This is a genomic window from Photorhabdus temperata (assembly GCF_025384845.1).
In the GTDB taxonomy this organism is placed as follows: domain Bacteria; phylum Pseudomonadota; class Gammaproteobacteria; order Enterobacterales; family Enterobacteriaceae; genus Photorhabdus; species Photorhabdus temperata.
Genome location: NZ_JAJAFX010000029.1, coordinates 48407 through 72386 on the forward strand (window position 1 = coordinate 48407; position 23980 = coordinate 72386).

Annotated in this window: 22 protein-coding genes and 1 pseudogene; 19 read left to right on the forward strand and 4 right to left on the reverse strand. The window is 41.6% G+C overall.

The annotated features are described in order from the left end of the window. Nucleotides 1-115 precede the first annotated feature (115 nt). The 3 genes from lipB (at nucleotide 116) to crcB (ending at nucleotide 2223) form a co-directional block, all read left to right on the forward strand. Nucleotides 116-757 (forward strand): lipoyl(octanoyl) transferase LipB, encoded by a 642-nt coding sequence (gene lipB, locus LGZ99_RS12985; RefSeq protein ID WP_023044453.1) that lies wholly within the window; start codon nucleotides 116-118, stop codon nucleotides 755-757. Between the two features lie 111 nt (nucleotides 758-868). Then, nucleotides 869-1834 (forward strand): lipoyl synthase, encoded by a 966-nt coding sequence (gene lipA, locus LGZ99_RS12990; protein ID WP_021323069.1) that lies wholly within the window; start codon nucleotides 869-871, stop codon nucleotides 1832-1834. Nucleotides 1835-1848: 14 nt separating this feature from the next. Further along, nucleotides 1849-2223, forward strand: a complete 375-nt coding sequence (gene crcB, locus LGZ99_RS12995) for a fluoride efflux transporter CrcB (RefSeq protein WP_021323070.1) — start codon at nucleotides 1849-1851, stop codon at nucleotides 2221-2223. Between the two features lie 72 nt (nucleotides 2224-2295). Here crcB and cspE read toward each other — a convergent pair whose 3' ends face one another. The 3 genes from cspE to LGZ99_RS13010 all read right to left on the reverse strand — a co-directional run bounded on the left by cspE (nucleotide 2296) and on the right by LGZ99_RS13010 (nucleotide 3488). Further along, complete coding sequence (cspE, locus tag LGZ99_RS13000) at nucleotides 2296-2505, reverse strand: transcription antiterminator/RNA stability regulator CspE (protein WP_021323071.1); 210 nt, start codon at nucleotides 2503-2505, stop codon at nucleotides 2296-2298. Nucleotides 2506-2724: 219 nt separating this feature from the next. Beyond that, entirely contained in the window at nucleotides 2725-3186 is a 462-nt protein-coding gene (locus tag LGZ99_RS13005; RefSeq protein ID WP_021323072.1) for a methylated-DNA--[protein]-cysteine S-methyltransferase, read from the reverse strand. Nucleotides 3187-3245: 59 nt separating this feature from the next. After that, complete coding sequence (locus tag LGZ99_RS13010) at nucleotides 3246-3488, reverse strand: hypothetical protein (protein ID WP_023044451.1); 243 nt, start codon at nucleotides 3486-3488, stop codon at nucleotides 3246-3248. A 32-nt stretch (nucleotides 3489-3520) separates the two neighbouring features. On the opposite strand from LGZ99_RS13010, the gene nrdH reads away from it, so the two are divergent. The 13 genes from nrdH to emrB all read left to right on the forward strand — a co-directional run bounded on the left by nrdH (nucleotide 3521) and on the right by emrB (nucleotide 17523). Next, nucleotides 3521-3751 (forward strand): glutaredoxin-like protein NrdH, encoded by a 231-nt coding sequence (nrdH, locus tag LGZ99_RS13015; RefSeq protein ID WP_021323073.1) that lies wholly within the window; start codon nucleotides 3521-3523, stop codon nucleotides 3749-3751. Between the two features lie 13 nt (nucleotides 3752-3764). Beyond that, nucleotides 3765-4181, forward strand: coding sequence for a class Ib ribonucleoside-diphosphate reductase assembly flavoprotein NrdI (gene nrdI, locus LGZ99_RS13020; RefSeq protein ID WP_036836855.1), 417 nt, complete (start codon nucleotides 3765-3767; stop codon nucleotides 4179-4181). A gap of 2 nt (nucleotides 4182-4183) precedes the next feature. Continuing rightward, a complete protein-coding gene (gene nrdE, locus LGZ99_RS13025; RefSeq protein WP_051769094.1) occupies nucleotides 4184-6313 on the forward strand; it encodes a class 1b ribonucleoside-diphosphate reductase subunit alpha in 2130 nt (709 codons plus the stop codon). A gap of 21 nt (nucleotides 6314-6334) precedes the next feature. Then, the gene (nrdF, locus tag LGZ99_RS13030) at nucleotides 6335-7294 is read left to right on the forward strand and encodes a class 1b ribonucleoside-diphosphate reductase subunit beta (RefSeq protein ID WP_023044447.1); all 960 of its coding nucleotides are present in this window, start codon (nucleotides 6335-6337) and stop codon (nucleotides 7292-7294) included. Between the two features lie 597 nt (nucleotides 7295-7891). Beyond that, nucleotides 7892-9091 carry a glycine betaine/L-proline ABC transporter ATP-binding protein ProV gene (proV, locus tag LGZ99_RS13035; protein WP_023044446.1) on the forward strand — a complete coding sequence of 400 codons (1200 nt, stop codon included), beginning with the start codon at nucleotides 7892-7894 and terminating at the stop codon, nucleotides 9089-9091. Further along, complete coding sequence (gene proW / locus LGZ99_RS13040; protein WP_021323076.1) at nucleotides 9084-10169, forward strand: glycine betaine/L-proline ABC transporter permease ProW; 1086 nt, start codon at nucleotides 9084-9086, stop codon at nucleotides 10167-10169. Before proV ends, proW begins: the two co-directional genes overlap by 8 nt. Nucleotides 10170-10238: 69 nt before the next feature. Further along, a complete protein-coding gene (gene proX / locus LGZ99_RS13045; RefSeq protein ID WP_036836843.1) occupies nucleotides 10239-11237 on the forward strand; it encodes a glycine betaine/L-proline ABC transporter substrate-binding protein ProX in 999 nt (332 codons plus the stop codon). Nucleotides 11238-11480: 243 nt separating this feature from the next. Then, complete coding sequence (locus LGZ99_RS13050; protein ID WP_021323078.1) at nucleotides 11481-12671, forward strand: MFS transporter; 1191 nt, start codon at nucleotides 11481-11483, stop codon at nucleotides 12669-12671. A 125-nt stretch (nucleotides 12672-12796) separates the two neighbouring features. Continuing rightward, complete coding sequence (locus tag LGZ99_RS13055) at nucleotides 12797-13555, forward strand: AzlC family ABC transporter permease (protein ID WP_262979177.1); 759 nt, start codon at nucleotides 12797-12799, stop codon at nucleotides 13553-13555. Beyond that, complete coding sequence (gene ygaH / locus LGZ99_RS13060) at nucleotides 13555-13890, forward strand: L-valine transporter subunit YgaH (protein WP_200862481.1); 336 nt, start codon at nucleotides 13555-13557, stop codon at nucleotides 13888-13890. Before LGZ99_RS13055 ends, ygaH begins: the two co-directional genes overlap by 1 nt. Before the next feature lie 129 nt (nucleotides 13891-14019). Further along, entirely contained in the window at nucleotides 14020-14547 is a 528-nt protein-coding gene (gene mprA, locus LGZ99_RS13065) for a transcriptional repressor MprA (protein WP_021323081.1), read from the forward strand. Between the two features lie 234 nt (nucleotides 14548-14781). Beyond that, complete coding sequence (emrA, locus tag LGZ99_RS13070) at nucleotides 14782-15960, forward strand: multidrug efflux MFS transporter periplasmic adaptor subunit EmrA (protein WP_036836844.1); 1179 nt, start codon at nucleotides 14782-14784, stop codon at nucleotides 15958-15960. Between the two features lie 24 nt (nucleotides 15961-15984). Further along, nucleotides 15985-17523: a multidrug efflux MFS transporter permease subunit EmrB gene (gene emrB / locus LGZ99_RS13075; protein WP_262979178.1), complete on the forward strand. Its 1539-nt coding sequence runs from the start codon at nucleotides 15985-15987 to the stop codon at nucleotides 17521-17523. Nucleotides 17524-17569: 46 nt separating this feature from the next. Here the strand turns inward: emrB and LGZ99_RS13080 are convergent, their stop codons facing one another. After that, nucleotides 17570-18586: a tRNA/rRNA methyltransferase gene (locus LGZ99_RS13080; RefSeq protein WP_021323084.1), complete on the reverse strand. Its 1017-nt coding sequence runs from the start codon at nucleotides 18584-18586 to the stop codon at nucleotides 17570-17572. A 137-nt stretch (nucleotides 18587-18723) separates the two neighbouring features. Between LGZ99_RS13080 and LGZ99_RS13085 the strand changes: the two are divergent. The 3 genes and pseudogenes from LGZ99_RS13085 to pssA form a co-directional block, all read left to right on the forward strand. Further along, nucleotides 18724-18867 (forward strand): annotated as a pseudogene (locus tag LGZ99_RS13085) (DTW domain-containing protein); the annotation flags it as partial. Nucleotides 18868-19025: 158 nt separating this feature from the next. Next, on the forward strand, nucleotides 19026-21668 hold the full coding sequence (locus LGZ99_RS13090) for a bifunctional acetate--CoA ligase family protein/GNAT family N-acetyltransferase (RefSeq protein ID WP_021323085.1): 2643 nt from the start codon (nucleotides 19026-19028) through the stop codon (nucleotides 21666-21668). Nucleotides 21669-21832: 164 nt separating this feature from the next. Next, nucleotides 21833-23188, forward strand: coding sequence for a CDP-diacylglycerol--serine O-phosphatidyltransferase (gene pssA / locus LGZ99_RS13095; RefSeq protein WP_036836850.1), 1356 nt, complete (start codon nucleotides 21833-21835; stop codon nucleotides 23186-23188). The last annotated feature ends 792 nt before the right edge of the window (nucleotides 23189-23980 follow it).

Here is a 23980-nt window from a genome sequence, read left to right on the forward strand (position 1 = left end):
ACCAGAAAAATCCCCTGTAATTTCACGGGGGATCCTTTATCTATCAGTTTCAAGTGGACTAAACTGGTGAGAATCTCCTCTGAGGGTTATACTGACCAAATCTTATAGCTATCAAATGATGTTTCAATTGCAACATAAAACGATCTTCTTACGCCAATTAGGAATACAACCCTACAAGCCGATTTCTGATGCAATGCACTTGTTTACTGAGCAGCGAGATACTGATACACCCGATGAAATCTGGCTGGTACAGCATCCAAAAGTATTTACTCAGGGGCAAGCAGGTAAATCTGAGCACCTGCTATCTCTCGGTGATATCCCGGTTATTCAATCCGATCGCGGTGGGCAAGTCACTTATCATGGTCCTGGCCAGCAGGTTATGTATATCATGATTAACATCAAACGCGCCAAAATTGGTGTACGGCAACTGGTTACAGCAATAGAGGATACCGTGGTTAAAACACTTGCTCACTTTGGTGTACAAGCTTATGCCCGTCCGGATGCTCCAGGTGTTTATGTCGAGGAAGCTAAAATCTGCTCTCTAGGATTACGAATACGTAAAGGCTGCTCTTTCCACGGACTGGCACTTAATATCGCAATGGATTTAGAACCCTTCTTGCGTATTAATCCCTGTGGCTATGCCGGCATGAGAATGATTCAACTCAGTGATTTAATCCCTGGAATTACTGTTGAGCAAGTACACCCCATTTTGGTAGAAGAATTTTGCCAACAGTTAGGATTTAAACTGAATAGTTAAAGATGCTATAATTTTTTAACATTTTTCAAAAAAATTTTAATGGATTTATTATACAGTAGGCTGAATGATAAATCTCAACCTGATGAATTTAACACTGGAACCAGCACGATTATGAGTAAACCAATTCAGATGGAACGCGGAGTTAAGTACCGTGACGCAGACAAAATGGCGCTGATCCCTGTCAAAACAGTGATGACCGAACGTACAGAAATCTTGCGTAAACCTGAGTGGATGAAAATCAAACTTCCTGCGGATTCCAGCCGCATTCAGGGTATCAAATCGGCCATGCGCAAAAATGGTCTGCATTCCGTCTGTGAAGAAGCTTCCTGCCCTAACCTAGCTGAATGTTTCAATCACGGTACAGCAACTTTCATGATCCTTGGCGCAATCTGTACCCGCCGTTGCCCTTTCTGTGATGTAGCCCACGGGCGCCCAATGGCACCCGATACCAACGAACCGGTAAAACTGGCACAAACCATCAAAGATATGGCACTGCGCTACGTTGTCATCACTTCCGTTGACCGTGATGACCTGCGCGATGGCGGGGCTCAACACTTTGCTGACTGCATCTCTGCTATTCGTGAAAAAAATCCATCCATTAAAATTGAAACCTTGGTTCCTGATTTCCGTGGACGTATGGATCGTGCCCTTGAAATATTGACAGCGACACCTCCCGACGTTTTTAACCATAACCTGGAAAACGTACCACGGGTTTACCGTCAGGTACGCCCCGGCGCAAACTATGAGTGGTCACTGAAATTGCTCGAAAAGTTCAAAGAAGCCCACCCCGATATTCCGACCAAATCTGGCCTGATGGTGGGTCTTGGTGAGACCAACGAAGAAATTATCGATGTCATGCGTGATCTGCGCCGCCATGGTGTCACCATGCTAACTCTGGGCCAATATCTACAACCCAGCCGTCATCATTTACCGGTACAGCGCTACGTTAGCCCACAGGAATTTGATGAAATGAAAGAAGAAGCTATGGCTATGGGATTCAGCCATGCTGCCTGCGGACCATTCGTCCGTTCTTCTTACCATGCTGATTTGCAAGCCAGAGGCGAAGAAGTCAAATAGTCATAAGATTTACTATGATTAATATTATTTTAGCTGTATTTATTGGTGGTGGCTTAGGCAGTGTATTACGCTGGTTTATCAGCCTCCGCCTTAATAGTATCTCTACTAACATCGCAGTTGGCACCCTTACCGTTAACTGTATCGGTGCATTGATCATTGGGCTGGGGTTAGCCTATTTTAATAAATCCCCCCATATTGATCCGGCCTGGAAACTCATGCTAACCACCGGTTTTTGCGGCGGCTTAACAACCTTTTCCACGTTTTCTGTTGAAGTCGCTTATTTGTTGCTGGATGGAAAACTGGGATGGGCATTAGGAACAGTTCTACTTAATCTTTTCGGTTCACTACTGATGACAATTTTAGCTTTCGCACTAATGAACGAGCTTTAAAATTACACACACATCATAAAAATCAAAAAAAACCCGTTATATCAACGGGTTTTTCAAAATACGGAGTTAAAATCAGATAGCGACAACGTTTACAGCAGATGGACCTTTAGCGCCGTCAGTGATTTCAAACTCTACCTTTTGACCTTCTGCCAGAGTTTTAAATCCGTTGCTCTGAATAGCAGAGAAATGCACAAATACGTCTTTGCTACCATCTTCTGGAGTGATAAACCCGAATCCTTTAGATTCATTAAACCACTTAACGTTACCTTTAATTTTTGACATCAAACTTACCTTTAACGTGAAAATAAGACACAAAACCTGTGTCGTATACAGTACAGCAAATAAATTGGTTGATTGTCTACAACCAAGATCACGAAAAGCATAATAAAATACAATAGATCTTATCTTTTATTTAGTTTTGCTGCCAAATAATGCACATATGTAAATATTCTATCACCTTCCCTGGTCTTTTATCAGGCAATTTATCAAACAAGCAAACTGTTATGCTTTTTCATGTTCCAGTAACCAGCTTTTAATATTCAGGCCACCGGTATATCCCACCAATTTACCATCATGTCCAATAACACGGTGGCAAGGCACAATTAATGAGATCGGATTACGAGAATTAGCCATTCCTACCGCACGACAATAATTGACTGAACCTAACGCTAATGATAGCTGCTTATAACTCCACACTTCGCCAAACGGGATCTTACATAACTGCGACCAGACACGCTGCTGGAATTCAGTTCCTGCCGGATTGAGTGGAACAGAAAACTCAGTACGTTTACCCGTAAAATACCCCCGTAACTCTTTCACGCACTGTTTAGTGATATCATTTTTCACTTCAGGCGCTGTTTTTTCATCAACAAAATACAGACTGGTTACTCCCTTATCATCCGCAGTGATATGCACATACGGTTTCGGAAATCCTTTAGGTGTATCAAAATACTGATGATACATAGCCACCTCCTCCATTGAAAAAATATCAATTATTATAGGGATTAGAGTAAATCGTCTTTTCAATAAATTGCAATGATGAATTCAGTTGCTCCCTTACCACCGACTAGAAAACTGAAATTTTCCCAATAGGGAAAAAGTCTCCCAGCAAATAGAGAATAAACAACACCGTAATTTTGATGATAATCACTCAATGTAAAATTAACACCATATATAGTATGGTTGAAATAAAATTTCACTACATATAGTATAAGCCAAGTTGTAGCCTTTTGGAAAACTGTCACCTGTGAACCAAATTTCGTCATTACACACCCACAAACTGAAAAAGGAGTCATTAATGAGCATTACTATTTATAGCAAACCTGACTGCGTACAATGCGACGCGACCTACCGGGCTCTAAACCAAAGAAATATTCCTTATCAGATTATTGATTTAACCGAAAACCAACAGGCTTTAGCGACTATCCGCACTATGGGTTACCAACAAGTTCCCGTAGTCATCGCAGGTACACAGCATTGGTCAGGGTTCCGCCCTGATAAAATCAATGCGTTATCTGAGAATTTGTAGGTTTATTATGAATATGAATCCGCTGGTCTACTTCTCCAGTTCATCTGGAAATAGCTACAGATTTGTCCAAAAACTAAAGATGCCAGCTCTCCGTATTCCGATAAACCAATCAGGTAGTCTGCTCAATGTAACCTCACCTTACATTTTACTGATACCAAGTTATGGTGGTGGTAGTGCTAAAGGCGCAGTTCCACCACAAGTGATCCAGTTTCTAAATGTTGCCGAAAACCGTGCACTGATTCGGGGAGTCATCGCCGCCGGGAATACAAACTTTGGCGAAGCTTACGGTATCGCAGGACGGATAATTTCAGAAAAATGTCAGATACCACTCCTATACCGTTTTGAACTATTGGGTACTGAAAAAGATGTACATCAAGTACGCCAGGGTATCCAAAGATTCTGGCAACATGACTCACCAGAGAATATGTAATCATGACTTTCCAAATTAACGAGCAGCAGGATTATCATGCTCTCAATGCTATGCTCAATCTGTACGATAGTGAAGGAAATATTCGGTTTGATAAAGACAAACTGGCCATTCATCACTATTTCCACCAACATGTAAATCAAAACACGGTCTTTTTTCATGATCTGAAAGAAAAACTCGATTTCCTTCAGCAAAAAGGATATTACGAAACTGAAGTACTAAAACAATACGATTTTACTTTTATTAAGAAGCTTTTTCAGCAAGCCTATAGTAAAAAATTTCGCTTTCAAACTTTTCTGGGTGCATTCAAGTATTACACCAGCTATACACTGAAAACCTTCGATAATAAACACTACCTGGAACGCTATGAAGATCGGGTGTGCATGGTAGCGTTGACCTTAGCTCAAGGCGATCAGATACTGGCTAACCGGCTGGTCGATGAAATTATCAGTGGCCGTTTTCAACCAGCAACGCCAACTTTCCTTAATTGTGGTAAGAAGCAGCGTGGAGAACTGGTTTCCTGCTTCCTGCTGCGAATTGAGGACAATATGGAATCCATCGGGCGTTCAATCAATTCAGCATTACAGCTTTCAAAACGTGGCGGCGGTGTCGCCTGCTTACTAAGTAATCTAAGGGAAACCGGCGCACCAATAAAAATGATTGAAAATCAGTCATCGGGTGTCGTTCCAGTGATGAAAATGCTGGAAGATGCGTTTTCATATGCCAATCAACTGGGTGCGCGCCAGGGTGCAGGCGCCGTTTATCTCAATGCTCATCACCCTGATATTCTTCGTTTTCTGGATACAAAACGGGAAAATGCCGACGAAAAGATCCGTATAAAAACACTCTCCATTGGGGTCGTCATTCCGGATATCACTTTTAAATTGGCTAAACACAATGAAGAAATGTATCTATTCTCACCTTATGATATTCAGCGGGTTTATGGCGTGCCAATGTCTGAAATTAGCATTACAGAAAAATATGCTGAAATGGTAAATAACAAACAAATTCGCAAATCAAAAATCAATGCCCGTGAATTTTTCCTGACGTTAGCTGAAATCCAATTCGAATCTGGTTATCCCTATATTATGTATGAAGATACCGTGAATCATGCTAACCCAATTAAAGGCCGGATCAATATGAGTAATTTGTGTTCCGAAATTTTACAGGTTAACAGTGCCAGTGAATATAACGATGATTTAAATTACTGCCATATCGGGAAAGATATTAGTTGTAATCTGGGATCGATGAATATCGCTCATACAATGGACTCACCTGATTTTGCCCTTTCTATTGAAACAGCTGTTCGCGCCTTAACTGCCGTATCAGATATGAGCCATATTGGTTCAGTTCCTTCTATCGAGAAAGGAAATCAAGATTCTCATGCGATTGGTTTGGGTCAAATGAATCTTCACGGCTATTTAGCAAGGGAAAGCATTCATTATGGTTCTGAAGAAGGAATTGATTTCACAAACATCTATTTCTATATTATCGCTTATCATGCTTTGCGTACTTCAAATCAGATCGCAATTGAACGAAATATCTACTTTAAAGGTTTTAAAGATTCCCGTTATGCCAATGGTGAATTCTTCAATAAATATACGGAAAGATCATGGCAACCTCAGACAAAAAAAGTCCGTCAACTATTTGAACAAGCAGGAATAACTATTCCCAGTCAACAAGACTGGCTTGAATTAAAAACCTCAGTTATGGCTCATGGTATTTACAATCAGAATCTTCAGGCTGTTCCTCCCACAGGTTCTATTTCATATATCAACAATTCAACCTCAAGTATTCACCCGATTGTATCCCGTATTGAGATCCGTAAAGATGGCAAAACAGGACGAGTATATTACCCTGCCCCGTTTATGACCAATAATAATCTTGAGTATTACAAAGATGCTTATGAAATAGGGCCGGAAAAGATTATTGATACTTATGCCGCAGCAACTCAACATGTCGATCAGGGATTATCCCTAACCCTCTTCTTTAAAGATGGTGCTACTACACGCGACATTAACAAAGCTCAAATTTATGCCTGGCGTAAAGGGATCAAAACACTTTATTACATTCGTCTGAGACAAACCGCTTTAGAAGGTACAGAAATACAAGGCTGTGTTTCATGCTCACTGTAAAATTAATGCTGGAAATTTATTATGATTAGTAACCCTATATGTGCAATTAACTGGAATCGAATTGAAGACGACAAAGATCTGGAAGTCTGGAACCGGCTGACAACTAACTTTTGGTTACCGGAAAAAATTCCGTTATCTAATGATATTCCATCATGGAATACACTGACGGCAGAAGAGAAAAAACTGACTATCCGGGTATTTACCGGGTTGACCCTATTGGACACCATCCAAAACACAGTAGGCGCTCCGGCATTAATGGAAGATGCACTGACACCCCACGAAGAAGCGGTTATGTCCAATATTAGTTTTATGGAAGCCGTTCACGCACGTTCTTACAGTTCCATCTTTTCAACATTATGCCTGACTACTGATGTAGATGACGCCTATCGCTGGAGTGAAAGGAGTTTTTCATTGCAGAATAAAGCTAAAATTATCTTAAATTATTATTGTGATAACCATCCATTAAAGAAAAAGGTCGCCAGTGTTTTTCTGGAATCATTTTTATTTTATTCAGGCTTCTATTTACCGATGTATTGGTCAAGTCGAGGAAAATTAACAAATACAGCCGATTTAATCCGACTTATTATCCGAGATGAAGCTATTCACGGTTATTATATTGGATATAAATTCCAAAAATCATTGGATAAATACGCTGAACCAGATAAAAAAGAAATTAAAGACTTTGCCTTTTCATTGTTATTAGATTTATACGAAAATGAAGTAAAATATACAGAAGAGCTTTATGGTATTGTTGGCTGGACTGAAGATGTCAAAAAATTCTTACATTATAATGCCAATAAAGCATTAATGAATCTCGGATATGAAGCCCTATTCCCCTCAGAAACGACGAATGTCAGCCCGGCAATACTCTCCGCATTATCACCTGGAGCAAATGAAAACCATGATTTCTTTTCTGGTTCAGGCTCATCGTATGTTATTGGTAAAGTAATTAACACAGAGGATGAAGATTGGGATTTCTGAAGAAAATGACTTTATTTTATATAGAATATTTCGAACGTCAGATAACCATAGTACGATAATATTCAAAAATAATATCATTAAGCCTGTTTTTTAAACGATAAAATGCCATAAAATCCTTATATTTTTTATGGTGTTTTTACAGTTGCAACGATTCCTGTGAACATTCTCTGCCAGAAACAACCATTCCCCTCATATCAAACGATAGAAAACATTAATAAGTCTAATTAATTGTAAATTAAATTTCATTCTAATCAGATATAATCAACATTATAAATTAATAACCAATTCCATCTAAAATACAATTGCTGGATTATTACTTATACTTCACAAAAATATATTAATAACAATAACATAGAAACAAATCATCCTTTCAGCAATAGAATCAATTCATAGAAAATAATTTGCTAATAATAATGAAATAACGCCAAATATATTGACTCCAATTAATTTAATATCACTATTTTTTACATTAATTAACATTAACATAGGGTTGTCAGGCTCTCTCAGTATGTTAGGGTATATATCTTCAAAGAATCATGCAGAGATGAATAATGCATAAAACCATTAAATAACCATTGAAAGGAAAGTAACTATTTCATGGCAATTAAACTCGAAGTTAAAAACCTCTATAAAATATTTGGCAATCATCCAGAATATGCATTCAAATTACTGAATTCTGGCTTGAATAAAGATCAGATATTTGAAAAGACAAGTCTGACTGTTGGTATACAAAATGCCAATCTGGCCATTGAAGAAGGCGAAATATTTGTCATCATGGGATTATCAGGCTCCGGAAAATCCACAATGGTACGCCTTCTCAATCGTCTGATAAAACCGACTCGCGGTCAGGTATTAATTGATGGTGAAGATATTTCTGAGATTTCAGAAACAGCGTTAAGAGACGTTCGCCGTAACAAAATCAGTATGGTTTTCCAATCATTCGCACTGATGCCGCATTTGAACGTAATGGAAAATACGGCTTTTGGTATGGAACTTGCCGGGATCCCCAAACAAGAACGCCATAAAAAAGCGTTGGATGCACTGAAACAAGTAAGTCTGGAAAATTATGCACAATCCTACCCTGATGAACTTTCAGGCGGAATGCGCCAGCGTATCGGGCTTGCCAGAGCACTGGCTAATAACCCGGATATTTTGCTGATGGATGAAGCATTTTCTGCCCTTGACCCATTAATTCGGACAGAAATGCAGGACGAGTTACTCAGTCTGCAAGGTAATCAGCCACGAACCATCGTCTTTATCTCTCATGATTTGGATGAAGCAATGCGTATCGGGGATCGAATTGCCATTATGCAAGGCGGTGTTGTTGTACAGGTCGGGACACCTGATGAAATCCTAAACAACCCGGCAAACGACTATGTGAAAACCTTTTTCCGTGGCGTAGATATCAGCCATGTATTCAGCGCCAAAGATATCGCTCGTCGTCGCCCAGACTCTCTTCTTCATGTTGCGCCAGGTTTTGGACCTCTTTCCGCATTGAAGGTCCTGGATGATGAGAACAGGAATTATGGTTATCTGATCGAACGTGGGCAAAAGTTCGCGGGTGTGGTTTCCGTAAATTCATTGGAAAAAGCATTACGGGAAAAAAAACCGATCGAACACGCCATACTGACAGAGCCAACCGCCGTTGCCGCGGATATGCCTCTCAATGAATTGATTTCCGTTGTAGCACAATCACCTTGTGCGGTTCCGGTTGTTGGGGATAACGACAAATACATCGGCGTTATTTCCAAAGGGATGTTGTTGCAGGCTTTAGATAAGGAGACACCAAATGGGTAATCAAAACGAACATCAAACTCAACCTGCACAGGATACGAGGGATCCCCATCCCTCCTCAGCTGATAGCATAGATCCCTGGGGTAGCGAAGCCAGTGTTGACAATTCAGCCGGCTCTGACTGGCTGGATGCACCAGCAGCAACCGTACAGCCTGAACATTTCAATATCATGGATCCATTCCAACACCCCCTTATTCCCTTAGACTCTTGGGTAACCCATGCTATTGACTGGGTTGTACTGAATTTTCGCCCGGCATTTCAGGGGATGCGTGTCCCAATTGATTTTGTTCTCAGCAATTTTGAGCAATTTCTAACCTCAATGCCCGCACCCGTTGCAATCCTACTTTTTGCTCTGATTGCCTGGCAGCTATCAGGCATTGGTATGGGTATTGCGTCACTTGTTTCGCTGATAATTATTGGTGCAATCGGAGCATGGTCTGAAGCTATGGTCACTCTGGCATTGGCTCTGACATCACTGCTGTTCTGTATCATCATTGGCTTACCACTGGGTATCTGGCTGGCACGCAGTGGAAGAGCCGCCAAAATCATCCGGCCTCTGCTTGATGCTATGCAAACCACGCCGGCATTTGTCTATCTGGTGCCAATTGTCATGTTATTTGGTATCGGTAACGTACCTGGGGTTATTGTCACCACTATCTTTGCCTTGCCTCCGATTGTCCGTCTGACAATTTTGGGTATCAAACAGGTTCCGTCAGATCTGATAGAAGCAGCAGAATCTTTTGGTGCCAGTCCTCACCAAATGCTGTTTAAAGTTCAGCTACCGTTGGCTATGCCAACAATTATGGCTGGTATAAACCAAACTCTGATGCTGGCGCTGTCAATGGTTGTTATCGCCTCAATGATTGCCGTCGGTGGTTTAGGTCAAATGGTTCTGCGGGGTATTGGTCGTCTTGATATGGGGCTTGCCGCGGTAGGTGGTGTCGGGATCGTTATTCTCGCGATTCTCCTTGACCGTTTGACACAGTCTCTTGGTCGCGATAGCCGCACCAAGGGCGTAAATCATTGGTATACCTCCGGCCCAATTGGGTTAGTTGCCCATTTATTCAGAAAAAAAGCATAGCCTTGCAAAGGCATATATCAAACTGCAAGTTTTAAAAAAAATATGATGACGACTACAGGAGGAAAAACGATGCGCAAAATAGTTATCTGGGCTATAACCCTGTCATCACTGATAAGCTCTCAGTCATTCGCTGTCGAGTTACCTGGTAAAGGTATCAGTGTACAGCCAATACAAAGCACCATTACCGAAGAAACATTTCAAACTCTTATCGTCAATAAGGCACTGGAAAAACTTGGTTATGATGTCAAACCAATCAAAGAAGTAGACTACAATGTCGCCTACTCCTCTATCGCTTCCGGTGATGCGACTTTTATGGCCGTAAGCTGGGAGCCGTTGCACAATACCCAATATCAGGCAGCAGGTGGTGATACCAAATTTTATCGTGTTGGTAATTACGTAGAAAATGCCGCTCAAGGTTATTTGATCGACAAAAAAACAGCGGAAAAATACCACATCACAAATATTGTCCAACTGAAAGATCCGAAAATAGCCAAGTTATTTGATATCAACGGTAATGGCAAAGCTGATCTTACCGGCTGTAACCCTGGATGGGGCTGTGAAGCCGCGATTAACCATCACCTTAAAGCTTATGGCTTGAACAATAGTGTTGAACATAATCAAGGAAATTATGCCGCCATGATGGCGGATACCATTACCCGCTATAAAGAAGGTCAACCCATCTTATATTACACATGGACACCTTACTGGATCAGTGATGTGCTAAAACCGGGCAGAGATGTTGTCTGGCTGCAAGTTCCTTTCTCGGCTATGCCTGACGGCGAAAAAACAGACACAAAACTATCAAATGGCGCTAATTATGGTTTCCCACCAAGTATTATGCATATTGCCGCCAACAAAAAATGGGCGGAAGACAACCCTGCCGCAGCCAAGCTATTTTCTATTATGAAAATACCACTTGCTGATATTAACGCCCAAAACCTACGCATGCATAATGGTGAAGCGTTACAAACAGATATTGAACGCCATGCCAACAGTTGGATCAAAGCCCACCAAAAATTATTTGATAGCTGGATTGAAACTGCCATCAAGACCGAAGAAACAAACTAACATGCTGAATAATAAAGTGAATTGGCATAGGCCAATTCACTATTTTCCACTTACACTTTTCTTACACCAAATTAGCCAACTCATACAATGTTTGTCGATTTCTTTCTACCACCATCTCGGTTTTATCATTGAAACTGCTAATAAAAACTCATTACAATGCAAAAAATTTAACTCATGACTACAGGCTCTTAGCGAGCTATCTACCTCCTCTAACTTGCTGTTTAAGCATAAGAAAATACACCTATGAAAGAGAATATTTCCCATACACCATTAAGCCCGGCTTTGATTGCTCTGATGGCGATTGCCACAGGTTTGGTTGTTGCCAGTAACTACTATGCGCAACCGTTGCTTGATACTATCGCGCTACAATTTAATCTAACTGCCAGCGAAGCGGGTTTTATTGTGACTTCAGCTCAGTTGAGCTATGCCGTAGGCCTGATATTCCTTGTACCATTAGGTGATATGTTTGAACGACGCAGCCTGATTGTCTCAATGACAATGTTAGCCGCTGTTGGATTGCTGATTACCGCTATGTCACAAAATATCTGGCAAATGTTGCTGGGAACTGCACTGACAGGCTTATTTTCAGTAGTTGCCCAAGTACTGGTCCCTCTGGCGGCAACACTTGCTCTTCCCCATCAGCGAGGAAAAGCCGTTGGTATAATTATGAGCGGTTTGCTACTTGGAATATTATTGGCAAGAACCATCTCCGGAGCAATGACTACGCTTGGTGGCTGGCGAACGATTTTTTGGGTTGCCAGCATCTTACTGGTGATTCTCTCCCTGACATTATGGCGCTGCCTGCCTCGTTATAAACAAGTGACCACTCTCAATTACTGCCAATTACTTGGCTCTATTGCAAAACTCGTCGCCACAACTCCCCTTCTAAGAGTACGCGCCATACTGGGAGCACTGACATTTGCCAACTTCAGCCTTCTATGGACATCAATGGCATTCCTGCTCTCAGCACCTCCTTTTAACTACTCCGAAGGGATAATCGGTTTATTTGGGTTAGTCGGTGCCGCAGGAGCACTGATGGCAACCAAAACCGGGCAACTGGTTGATAAAGGAAAAGGTTCTCTGACCACCAGCATTGCTCTGGTGCTACTCTTTCTTTCATGGATACCAATTGGCTTCGCCAAAGAATCATTAATCGGCTTTCTGATCGGTATTCTGCTCCTCGATACTGCGGTTCAGGGTGTTCACGTTACCAATCAAAGTACGATCTACCGCATCATGCCAGAAGCCAGAAACCGACTCACCTCTGCTTACATGACCTGCTATTTTATTGGTGGCGCTCTTGGATCTCTGGTTTCAGGTTATGCTTATAAACATTCGGGTTGGTATGGCGTTGCCGCCGCCGGAATGACCATCTGTATAATCAGCCTGATCGTGTGGTTTTTAGGCAAAAAGCACGAGCCAAAAACGTTGTAAGAAACACGTTATGGCAAAAAAATGCCTAAATAAAAACATTTATGAAACATTTATTAAGGATAATATTTTCTATTTGATTTCCTTTTGTTAATGTTACATAACATTTATATAACCGGATATATTGTATGCCTGTTCCTGACGCATTAACGCCTTCACCCAGTAAAAAATCCTCCTTTACTGAGGGAATAATGGACAGTTTACCCATCGTTATCGGGTACATTCCCGTCGCTTTTGCTTTCGGTCTTAGCGCGGTCAAACTTGGCTTCAACCCAATAGAAGCCATTTTCTTTTCATGCATCATCTACGCCGGTGCAAGCCAATTCGTTATCACGGCCTTACTGAGCGCGGGCATGTCATTATGGGTTTCTGCCCTGACAATACTGGCAATGGATGTTCGCCATATCCTTTATGGCCCATCTTTAAGACATCGTATCAAAGATAAACTAACAGAGAAAAAAACCCTTATCTGGGCTTTTGGTCTGACAGATGAGGTTTTTGCCGCAGCCACCGCAAAACTGATTAAGAACCAACGTAGTTGGAGTGAAAACTGGATGGTTGCTATTGCAAGCTGTTCCTGGCTTGCCTGGGTTGTTGGCACAGCAGCCGGCGCATTTCTTGGCAACGGTTATCTGGAATCCTACCCTGCGATAGAAGCTGCCATGACTTTCATGTTACCGGCACTATTTCTAAGTTTTCTGCTTGCATCTTGCAGAAAACAAAACAGTTATTGTGTTGCAGCAGCGCTGATTGGGGCACTGTTGGGAATGACTCTTTTCTCAATCCCTGTTGCCATTCTGGCAGGCATTGTCGGTGGTTGTATCGCAGCACTGTTACAACCACGAAACAGTTGCAATGACACTTATGAACAAAAGGAAACACAATGATTGACAGTAGAATTTTGCTCATCGGGCTATTTGTTGGGTTAGCTAACTTTTTGTTCCGCTATCTTCCACTGCGTTTTGGTAAAGCGCGTCAGTCTGGCGGCAGGCAAGGCGGAAAAACAGGCATTATTCTTGACAGCATTGGTATTACATCTATCTGCGCTTTACTCATCGTATCAGGTGTACCTGATGTAATGAGAGACAGTAAAAAGCTATTTCCTACCCTTGTGGGCTTTTTAACTATCTGTTTAATTTTTTACAAAACAAAGAAAATTATACTCGCGACGCTATTTGGCGCCCTGCTTTTTGGACTAACATTCAAAATATTTATGAATTAGGTATCAATATCAAAAGAAATATGATGATAATAAATAACTACAATTGCTAAATTTATCTTTTAATATACCATTTGGATGTTTGATAACAAAAGTTATCTTACCAGTTGAAACTAATAAGGTATCTAAATAATGGAAAGTTCGTTTACGCCTACCGAAGAATTACTGAATATTCGTGCAGCACAGCAAGCCAAATTAAATAAAGATATCCCTTATCAAGAGATCCTGTTGACTAGGTTATCAATGCACGTCCAAAGCAAATTGCTTGAAAACCGCAATAATATGCTGAAAGCTCAAGGAATCAATGAGACTTTGTTCATGGCCCTAATGATCCTTGATACTAAAGAAAGCCACAGCATCCAACCATCAGAATTAAGTGCTGCATTAGGTTCTTCCCGTACTAACGCCACGCGTATTGCTGATGAATTAGAAAAGCAGGAGTGGATTGAAAGAAAGGAAAGTCATAACGATCGTCGCTGTCTTCACCTTCACCTGACAGATCAAGGTACAAAATTTTTAAATAGTTTGCTTCCACCTCAGCATGATTGCTTGAGAAGACTTTGGTCATGCCTTGACCAGGAGGAACAAAAACAGTTAGAGAAGTTAATGAGAAAATTACTAGTCAGACTTGATACAATGGGCGATTGTATCAAAAAATAACTTATTGTTTGATCGAACAATTTTCATCCAAACAATAATTTTCTGGTTAAATTGTTCGAAAAAAATTTCCTTGTTAGCCAAGATGATCTTTTCTGCCAAAAGCTAACTATTATTCTTCGATAACATTGGACTCTGTGTAATTCATCTTTCCAGTAGTGATGACATACCACTACTGGAAAGTGAGCCGAAAGATGATAGTGGCCAAAAGATAGATAACAAGCATGGAGATTTACTATGAGCACGAATGAGGAAATTGAAGTACCAGCACCACAAAATCTAACCGATAACAAAAAAAGACAACGCAGTCGTGCCTTAGTATTACTCACTCTTGTATTTACTCTGCTTGGTGTTGCCTACTCTTTTTATTGGTTTCTCATCTTACGCCACCATCAAGAAACAGATAATGCCTACGTTACAGGCAATCAAGTTCAGATTATGTCGCAAGTTACCGGCAGCGTAATCACAGTTAACTTCGATAATACTGACTTTGTGAAAAGCGGCAGTGTATTAGTACAACTCGATCCCCGTGATGCAGAGTTAGCATTGGAAAAAGCAAAAACAGCACTGGCTAACAGTGTTCGCCAGACTCATCAGCAGATAGTTAACAGTAAACAATATCAGGCTAATATCGCTCTGCGCCGCTCTGAATTGACCAAAGTTCAACATGATCTCAGCCGTCGTGAAATACTTAGCGCTCAGAAAGTGATTGGTAAAGAAGAGCTGCAACATGCACAGGAAGCCGTTGCCAGTGCCCGGGCCGCTCTGGATATCGCTATCGAGCAATATAACGCTAATCAGGCAGTTATTCGTGATACTCCACTAGAGAAGCAACCTGCCGTTGAACAAGCCGCAACAGAAGTCCGTAACGCTTGGCTGGCGCTCCAACGCACTAAAATAGTCAGCCCAATTGATGGCTATGTCTCACGCCGCAGTGTACAGGTTGGCGCACAAGTCAATAAAAACACACCTCTAATGGCGATAGTTTCGGCAAACGATATGTGGATAGAAGCTAACTTCAAGGAGACTCAAATTGCCGATATGCGTATTGGCCAATCCGTAGAAATCACCAGCGATTTCTACGGTGGAAGCAAAATATTCAGTGGCAAAATCACTGGCCTTGATATGGGTACAGGCAGTGCCTTCTCTTTGTTGCCGGCTCAGAATGCCAGTGGCAATTGGATTAAAGTTGTTCAACGCTTACCCGTCCGCATTACGCTGGATCCTGGACAATTAGAAAAATACCCATTACGCATCGGCCTCTCGACTAAAGTAAGAGTAGATACCACCCGTTCTGATGGCCCTGTTCTGTCTGACAGAACACGCACCAAATCGGCTTATCACACCTCTGCGCTGACAATAGATATGTCCCCTGCAAATAAAATAGTCAACGGCATAATTAATAATAACGCTTAAAAAAAATACAGACAGAAGGCAACAGTGATGAGACAGCCGCTCATAGGGGCCAAACTTGCATGGATGACCATTGCGCTATCCTTGGCAACTTTCATGCAAGTTTTGGATTCCACAATTGCTAACGTAGCGATACCCACTATCGCAGGTAATCTGGGGTCATCAAATTCTCAGGGGCTCTGGGTCATTACCTCTTTCGGTGTTGCAAATGCAATTTCCATCCCGATTACCGGATGGCTGGCAAAGCGCATCGGCGAAGTTAAGCTATTCATCTGGTCAACAGCCCTGTTCGCCATAGCTTCCTGGCTATGCGGGATTTCCAACAGTCTTGGAATGCTAATCTTCTTCCGGGTTGTTCAGGGATTAGTTGCTGGTCCTCTTATTCCTCTTTCGCAAAGCCTGCTACTGAACAATTATCCCCCCGCCAAAGGAAATATGGCGCTCGCGTTATGGTCAATCACTATTATTGTCGCACCGATTTTTGGCCCTATTCTGGGTGGCTACATCAGTGATAACTATCATTGGGGATGGATTTTCTTTATCAACGTTCCTGTTGGTATAGCGATTATTCTAATTGCGATGAAAACGCTGAAAGGACGTGAAACCCAAACACAGATCAAACCTATCGACACAATAGGACTCGTGTTGTTGGTTGTCGGGGTGGGTTGTTTGCAAATTATGCTGGATCAGGGTAAAGAACTGGACTGGTTTAATTCTACCGAAATTATCGTATTGGCTGTTATCGCCGTAATCTCATTAGTATTTCTGACAGTATGGGAATTGACCGATAATAATCCAATTATTGACTTGTCGCTGTTCAAAGAACGCAATTTTACTATTGGTTGCCTCTGTTTGAGTTTAGCTTATCTGCTCTACTTCGGCACAATTGTTTTGTTACCTCAGTTATTACAGGAAGTGTTTGGCTATACCGCAACCTGGGCAGGACTTGCATTAGCGCCAGTAGGGTTGCTGCCATTGATAATATCTCCGCTGATTGGTAAGTTCGGCAATAGAGTAGATATGCGCTACATAGTGACATTCAGCTTTGTTATGTACTCTGTCTGTTATTACTGGCGTGCATATACATTCGAACCAGGAATGGATTTTGCCGCCGCTGCATGGCCTCAATTTATTCAAGGATTTGCTATCGCCTGTTTCTTTATGCCACTAACAACCATTACCCTTTCTGGCTTATCACCAGAACGTGTGGCATCTGCATCCAGTCTGTCTAACTTTATCCGAACATTGGCTGGCTCAATAGGAACATCACTAACAGCGACCATGTGGACTCAACGCGAATCAATGCATCATGCTCATTTTACAGAACACATCAATCCTTATAGCCCCGATACTCAACAGATTTATCAACAATTATCGGCCTTGGGAATGAATAACCAGCAAATTTCGAGTTATCTGGCAAAAGAAATTACCCATCAGGGGCTCATAATTTCAGCAAATGAAATATTCTGGCTCTCTGCCGGCGTGTTCCTGATTTTGATTATGCTCGTCTGGCTAGCGAAACCCCCATTCACACAAGGCAGTAAAGAGAGTGTCGGTGCCCACTGAATCTTAAATAGCAAAACGGGAGCACCCACGGCTCCCGCTTTTTCTATCAAACTCGGTTTTGTCGCCACCACTCAGCCAGCATAACGCCTGTTGCAACAGAAACGTTCAGGCTTTCAACCAAACCAGTGCCCCCGACAAACAAACTCATATCGCCATGTTCCCAAACGCTGTCACTCAAACCATCATGTTCCTGACCAAGTACCAGAACCATTTTTTCGGGTAATTCAGCTTTAGCTAAATTGATGCTGCCTTTATGGCTGGATGTTGTCACAATGGTGTAACCAGCTTCACGAAATTTATTCAGTGTAGTGGTAAAGCCATCAGCATCAATACCTTTAATATGTTCAGCGCCACCCTCTGCTGTACGAATAGCCGCACCAGATTCTAGCAAAGCCACATCCTGCAAAATCACACCCTGTACACCGAAATGCGCACAGCTTCGCATAATAGCACCAAGGTTATGTGGATTACCCACATCTTCAAGAGCCAGAACACAGTCTTTTGCCGGAGCACTTTTCAGGTAGGTCTCCGCATTCAAACCACTGCGTTTTTTAATCAGAAAACAAACACCGCCATGATGCTCAGTCCCTGACACTTTCGCTAGTTCAGCTTCATCCACAACATGATAAGCTTTACGGTTGGCAGCCATCCATTTTAGAGCATTACGGAAGCGTGGTGTCACTGACTCAACAAACCAGGCTCGAACTATCGCCTCAGAACGGTTTTTAAACATCGCCTGACAAGCATTTTCACCATAAATCCGGGTTTCTTCCATGCGCTGACGACGAAGCTGCTCTGGATCAATCTGGCTTTTCCCACTGATACCGCCATGCTCTGGCGTTAAAGAATCATTCTCAGGACGAGAAACTGTTTTCCAGGGCGATCTTTCACGCTCAGTAACACGCGGAGAACGGGATGATCGCTCATTGTCTCGGCGACGCTGACCTTGATCGCGCCCTTTACCCGACGGACGTTTATTATTGCTGCGGCTGTCATTATTGTCCTCACTGCGGACATACATCACTTTGACTTTGCCATTTTTACCACTGTATGAATCGTTCATTCGTCCCTCCAACTACTTTATGGCGCGAAGATTACCTGATGTGTGCATGGTAAGCTACCTCTGACAACCACAATCCATTAAAATATGCCTTTAATTTTTTTCCTGCCTTTTACCTGAAGGACCCAGGTTCCTGATTTATGAATAATAATGCCGTCTTCCAACTGCGCCAACAGCGCCTCGCTCGTTCTACCCGTCCCTTTCGTGCCCGTGGTTGCCGTATAGAACGTTGCTCTTATTGTCTACTGCCACAAAAAAGTTGTCTGTACGATACAATCGAACCGGCGAAATTGTACTGAGGAAGTGGCTGCTTACTCATTTTAGCTATTTTCATCAACAATATCTGGCAGGTAAACCTCATCACTCGATAGCGTAAATCACAGCAATGCTCAACAAAATCCGTTACAGTGACCACAATTAATCGCTAACAAGGAACCTCCTGATGAGCCAGCGCGGACTTGAAGCTTTATTACGCCCTAAATCCATTGCGGTAATTGGTGCCTCAGAAAAACCAGAACGAGCTGGTTCAGTTATGATGCGCAATCTGCTTGCAGGAGGATTTGCCGGGCCAATACTGCCGATAACCCCCAATAACGATTCCGTTCAAGGGGTTTTAGCCTATCCTTCAATAGATAAATTACCGATCACACCAGATTTGGCTGTTATTTGTACTCATCATAGCCGCAATTTGCAAAGTCTGGAACAACTGGGACAACTTGGTTGCAAAACAGTTATTATTCTTTCCTCACCAGAGCCCCAATTTACTGAGCTAAAACAGTGTTGTCAGCGCTATAGTATCCGGCTACTTGGACCAAACAGTTTGGGATTATTAGCCCCCTGGCAAGGATTAAACGCCAGCTTTTCCCCAGTTCCAATACTCAAAGGGAAACTAGCCTTTATCTCTCAATCTGCGGCGGTATCAAATACGATTCTTGACTGGGCTCAACACCGAGGAGTCGGATTTTCCTACTTTATCGCGTTGGGTGACAGTGTAGATATTGATATTGATCATCTGCTTGATTTTCTGGCTCGTGACAGTAAAACCAGCGCTATCCTGCTCTATCTGGAGCATATTCATGACGCTCGTCGTTTTCTTTCAGCATCCAGAAGTGCTTCCCGCAATAAACCTATTTTGGTGGTTAAAAGCGGCCGCACCAAGCAGGCCCAGAAATTACTTGGTGAACAACAAAATCTGGATGCTGCCTATGACGCAGCAATTCAGCGCGCTGGATTATTGCGGGTGCAAGATACACATGAAATGTTTTCTGCTGTAGAAACATTAAGTCATATGTCACCTTTACGGGGAGAGCGACTATTTATCATCAGCAACGGTGCAGCTCCAGCAGCAATGGCGCTGGATGAGTTATTTCGTCGTAACGGTAAGTTAGCAACGTTAGGTGAAGAAACAATGAAGGCATTGAAAACACATCTGCCAGAAACTATCGCCTTACACAACCCACTGGATTTAAGAGATGACGCTACGGTGGAACGTTACATCTCTGCACTAAAACCATTGCTAGACAGCCATGACCATGATGCTCTGTTACTTATTCATTCTCCTAGCGCAATTGCTCCCGGCATTCAAACCGCCACAAAAGTCATCGAAATAATCCGTAAACATCCACGGGGAAAATGGCTGACTATCTTCACCAACTGGTGCGGAGAGTATTCTTCACAAGAAGCCCGCCGTCTGTTCAGTGAAGCAGGTATTCCAACTTACCGAACCCCGGAAGGCGCTGTTACTGCTTTTATGCATATGGTGGAATATCGCCGCAATCAGAAACAATTAACAGAAACGCCAGCACTATCAGCAAACATCACAACCAATACTGCCCGCGCCCACCAGTGCATACAACAAGCTCTGGAACAGGGGAATTCGCGTCTGGATACCCATGAAGTTCAACCTATTCTGGAAGCCTATGGCCTCAATACGCTTCCAACCTGGATTGCACATAACAGTGATGAAGCAGTCAGTATTGCCCAACAGATCGGTTATCCTGTCGCCCTGAAATTACGTTCACCAGATATCCCGCATAAATCAGAAGTTCAGGGGGTTATGCTCTATTTGCGCAACGCAAATGAAGTCAGAGCTTCTGCTCAAGCGATTATCGAACGTGTCAATCAAAATTTCCCTCAGGCAAGAGTTCAGGGACTGCTAGTTCAAAGCATGGCAAACCGTGCCGGAGCACAAGAATTGCGTATTGCAGTAGAACAAGATGAAGTATTTGGTCCACTGATTATGCTGGGAGAAGGTGGTGTTGAATGGTCACCGGAAACACAAGCAGCCGTAGCATTGCCACCGCTTAATATGGCATTAGCGCGATACCTGGTTATTCAAGCTATTAAAAGTAGAAAAATTAAACTCAGGGGCTCCCCTCAATCATTAGATGTACTAGCACTTAGCCGACTTTTGGTTCAAGTATCTAACCTGTTACTTGATTGCCCACAAATCGTACGACTAGATATTCATCCATTACTGGCTTCCGGCGATGAATTCACACTACTGGATGTTTCAATGGAATTATCTTCGATAGAAGGTGATCCACGGACCAGATTGGCTATCCGCCCATATCCAAGCGAACTGGAAGAAACCATAAAACTGAAAGGTGGTGCAGAATGCCTTCTACGTCCGATTCTGCCAGAAGATGAACCACTGCTGAAAGATTTTATCGGTCAAGTTACCAAAGAAGATCTTTATTACCGCTATTTCAGTGAAATCAGCGAATTCACCCACGATGATTTAGCAAATATGACTCAGATTGATTATGATCGTGAAATGGCATTTGTTGCCGTGCGTCATCCTAATACTACCCCGGAAATTATCGGTGTCACCCGTGCCATAGCTGATCCTGATAATATCGAGGCAGAATTCGCTGTGCTGGTACGCTCTGATTTAAAAGGAATTACGTTAGGGCATCAGCTTATGATCAAACTGATTAATTATACGCGGGAACATGGCATAAGCCGCCTCAACGCCATCACCATGCCAGAAAACCGTACTATGATAAAACTGGCTAAAAAACTTGAATTTACCATAGATGTTCAATTTGAAGATGGTATTGTAAACTTAGCCCTCGAACTTTAAATCAACTACGTGATGAATCGCACAGACTTGAATCATTAGGTAACAGAGCGTTAAATCATGCTCACAATTAGTCAAACTAATGGTATTATCGCCAGATCATTTGATTCATTGCTCTATATAATCGTATTTTCAGCCATCCAACATAAGAGAAAAAACGCACTGTGATGTTGTCTAAATTCAAACAAGCTAAACACCAACAACACCTTGCACAACTGCCTAAGCTACCTCAGTCAGTTGCTGATATTAAAACACTTTATCAACCTGAAGTGTTCCGCAGCACCCTGCTGGAAAAGATTGCTAATGCTGAAAAACATATTTATATCATCTCCCTCTATCTGGAAAACGATGACGCAGGGAGAGATATCCTTAATGCACTTTATGCGGCTAAACAACAACGCCCGAACCTGGACATTAAAGTTCTTGTTGACTGGCATCGGGCACAACGTGGACGAATTGGCGCTGTTGCAATGGCAACTAATGCCGATTGGTATTGTTCCATGGCAGAAACATATTCTGACGTAAAAATTCCAGTATTAGGTGTACCAGTAAATACCCGTGAGGCACTGGGTGTTTTACATTTAAAAGGTTTTATCTTTGATGATACTGTGATTTATAGCGGAGCAAGCATTAATGATGTTTATCTCCACCAACATGACAAATATCGTTATGATCGTTACCACTTGCTCCATAATGCAAAGCTTGCAGAAGCAATGAAGCACTTTGTTGATAATTACATTATCGCTACAGGCGCGGTACAAAAACTAAATTGTAAGAATCGCCCCCGTAGCCCTGAAATTAAAACTCTGATCCGTCAATTTCGTTTTTCTCTGCGACACACGACTTATCAGATAGATAATCAGGCAACGAACGACGAATTGTCTGTCACTCCACTTGCCGGCCTGGGGAAAAAAAACCTTCTAAATAAAACCATCAGTCATCTTATCGCCAGCACAGAACAAAAGCTGGTTATTTGTACTCCATATTTTAACCTTCCAGCTATCATTGCCCGACTGATTGTTCATCTGCTTCGTCAGGGTAAAAAAGTGGAAATTATTGTTGGCGATAAAACTGCCAACGATTTTTATATTCCACCGGAAGAACCATTTAAAATTATTGGTGCATTGCCATATCTATATGAAATCAACCTGCGCCGTTTTATCAGCAGGCTACAGCTCTATGTGGACAGCAATCAACTCACTGTACGGCTATGGAAAGATGGTGATAACAGCTATCATCTGAAAGGTGTGTGGGTAGATAATCAATGGCAGTTGATTACAGGAAATAATCTTAATCCTCGTGCCTGGGGATTGGATTTAGAAAATGCAATTCTTATCCACGATCCTAATAAAGAAATGCAGGAACAACGTACAAAAGAATTAAATTGTATCCGTACTCATACTACGATTGTCAGTAATTATCAGGAACTGGACAGTATCCAACTTTACCCAGTCAAAGTACGTAAACTTATCCGTCGCTTACGCCGTATCCGGGTAGACAGGCTGATTAATCGTATTCTGTAATTGAATCGATAAAGCTGATTATCCTCTCTGAATCTCCTGTAGCGAATAACTTCAGGGGATTTTTTAATTTAATAAATTCTAGTTCTGCTTAAAAATAATCATTTCAAAGGTATGAAATTCAGGATCTGTTTTTTAGGGTTAAAAAGTCAAGAGAACTAATCTAATGACTATCCGAACTACAATGTTTAAATATTCTATTTAAGAAATATTCTTTAACCGGTCAAATATTACCTCAATTATATGCTGCTTTAAAGTTTTATATACAGCATGGCAAATATCACTATTCTTACCAGGTAAGAGAATACAAAGTTTTCTCTTCTAAATTTTGTTTATTAAGTCAATACAAATGGAATTCAAATAATGAAATTTATTTTTAACACTGAAACATTCTTCAATGTTGATTTGATAAGATAATAAATAGATTTTCATAATTATTCCTCACTTTAAATTAAATTTTATATGCCAAAGAATATATTTCCCCCAACTAAGAAACTCTCACGGCAAACAGAATGAGATATATTCACATGATTTATTTAAAAAAATAAAAAAGTATTAATGTAATATTGACTGGAAATATTATTTACTCTTAGCGAAAGCCATAAAAACTGACTAAACTTATAATATTGCTAATTTTCTATAAGTTTAAAAACTGGTTTAAGTTATTTTTCTATGCTTGTTGCTATAACTGTAGTGTATTTTGATTATTAACATACTGATGGGCTACCTGTTGCCAAAGCGGAATATTCATCAGATGAAAAACTGGAGTAAATAAATAAATCAGTAAATAAAATC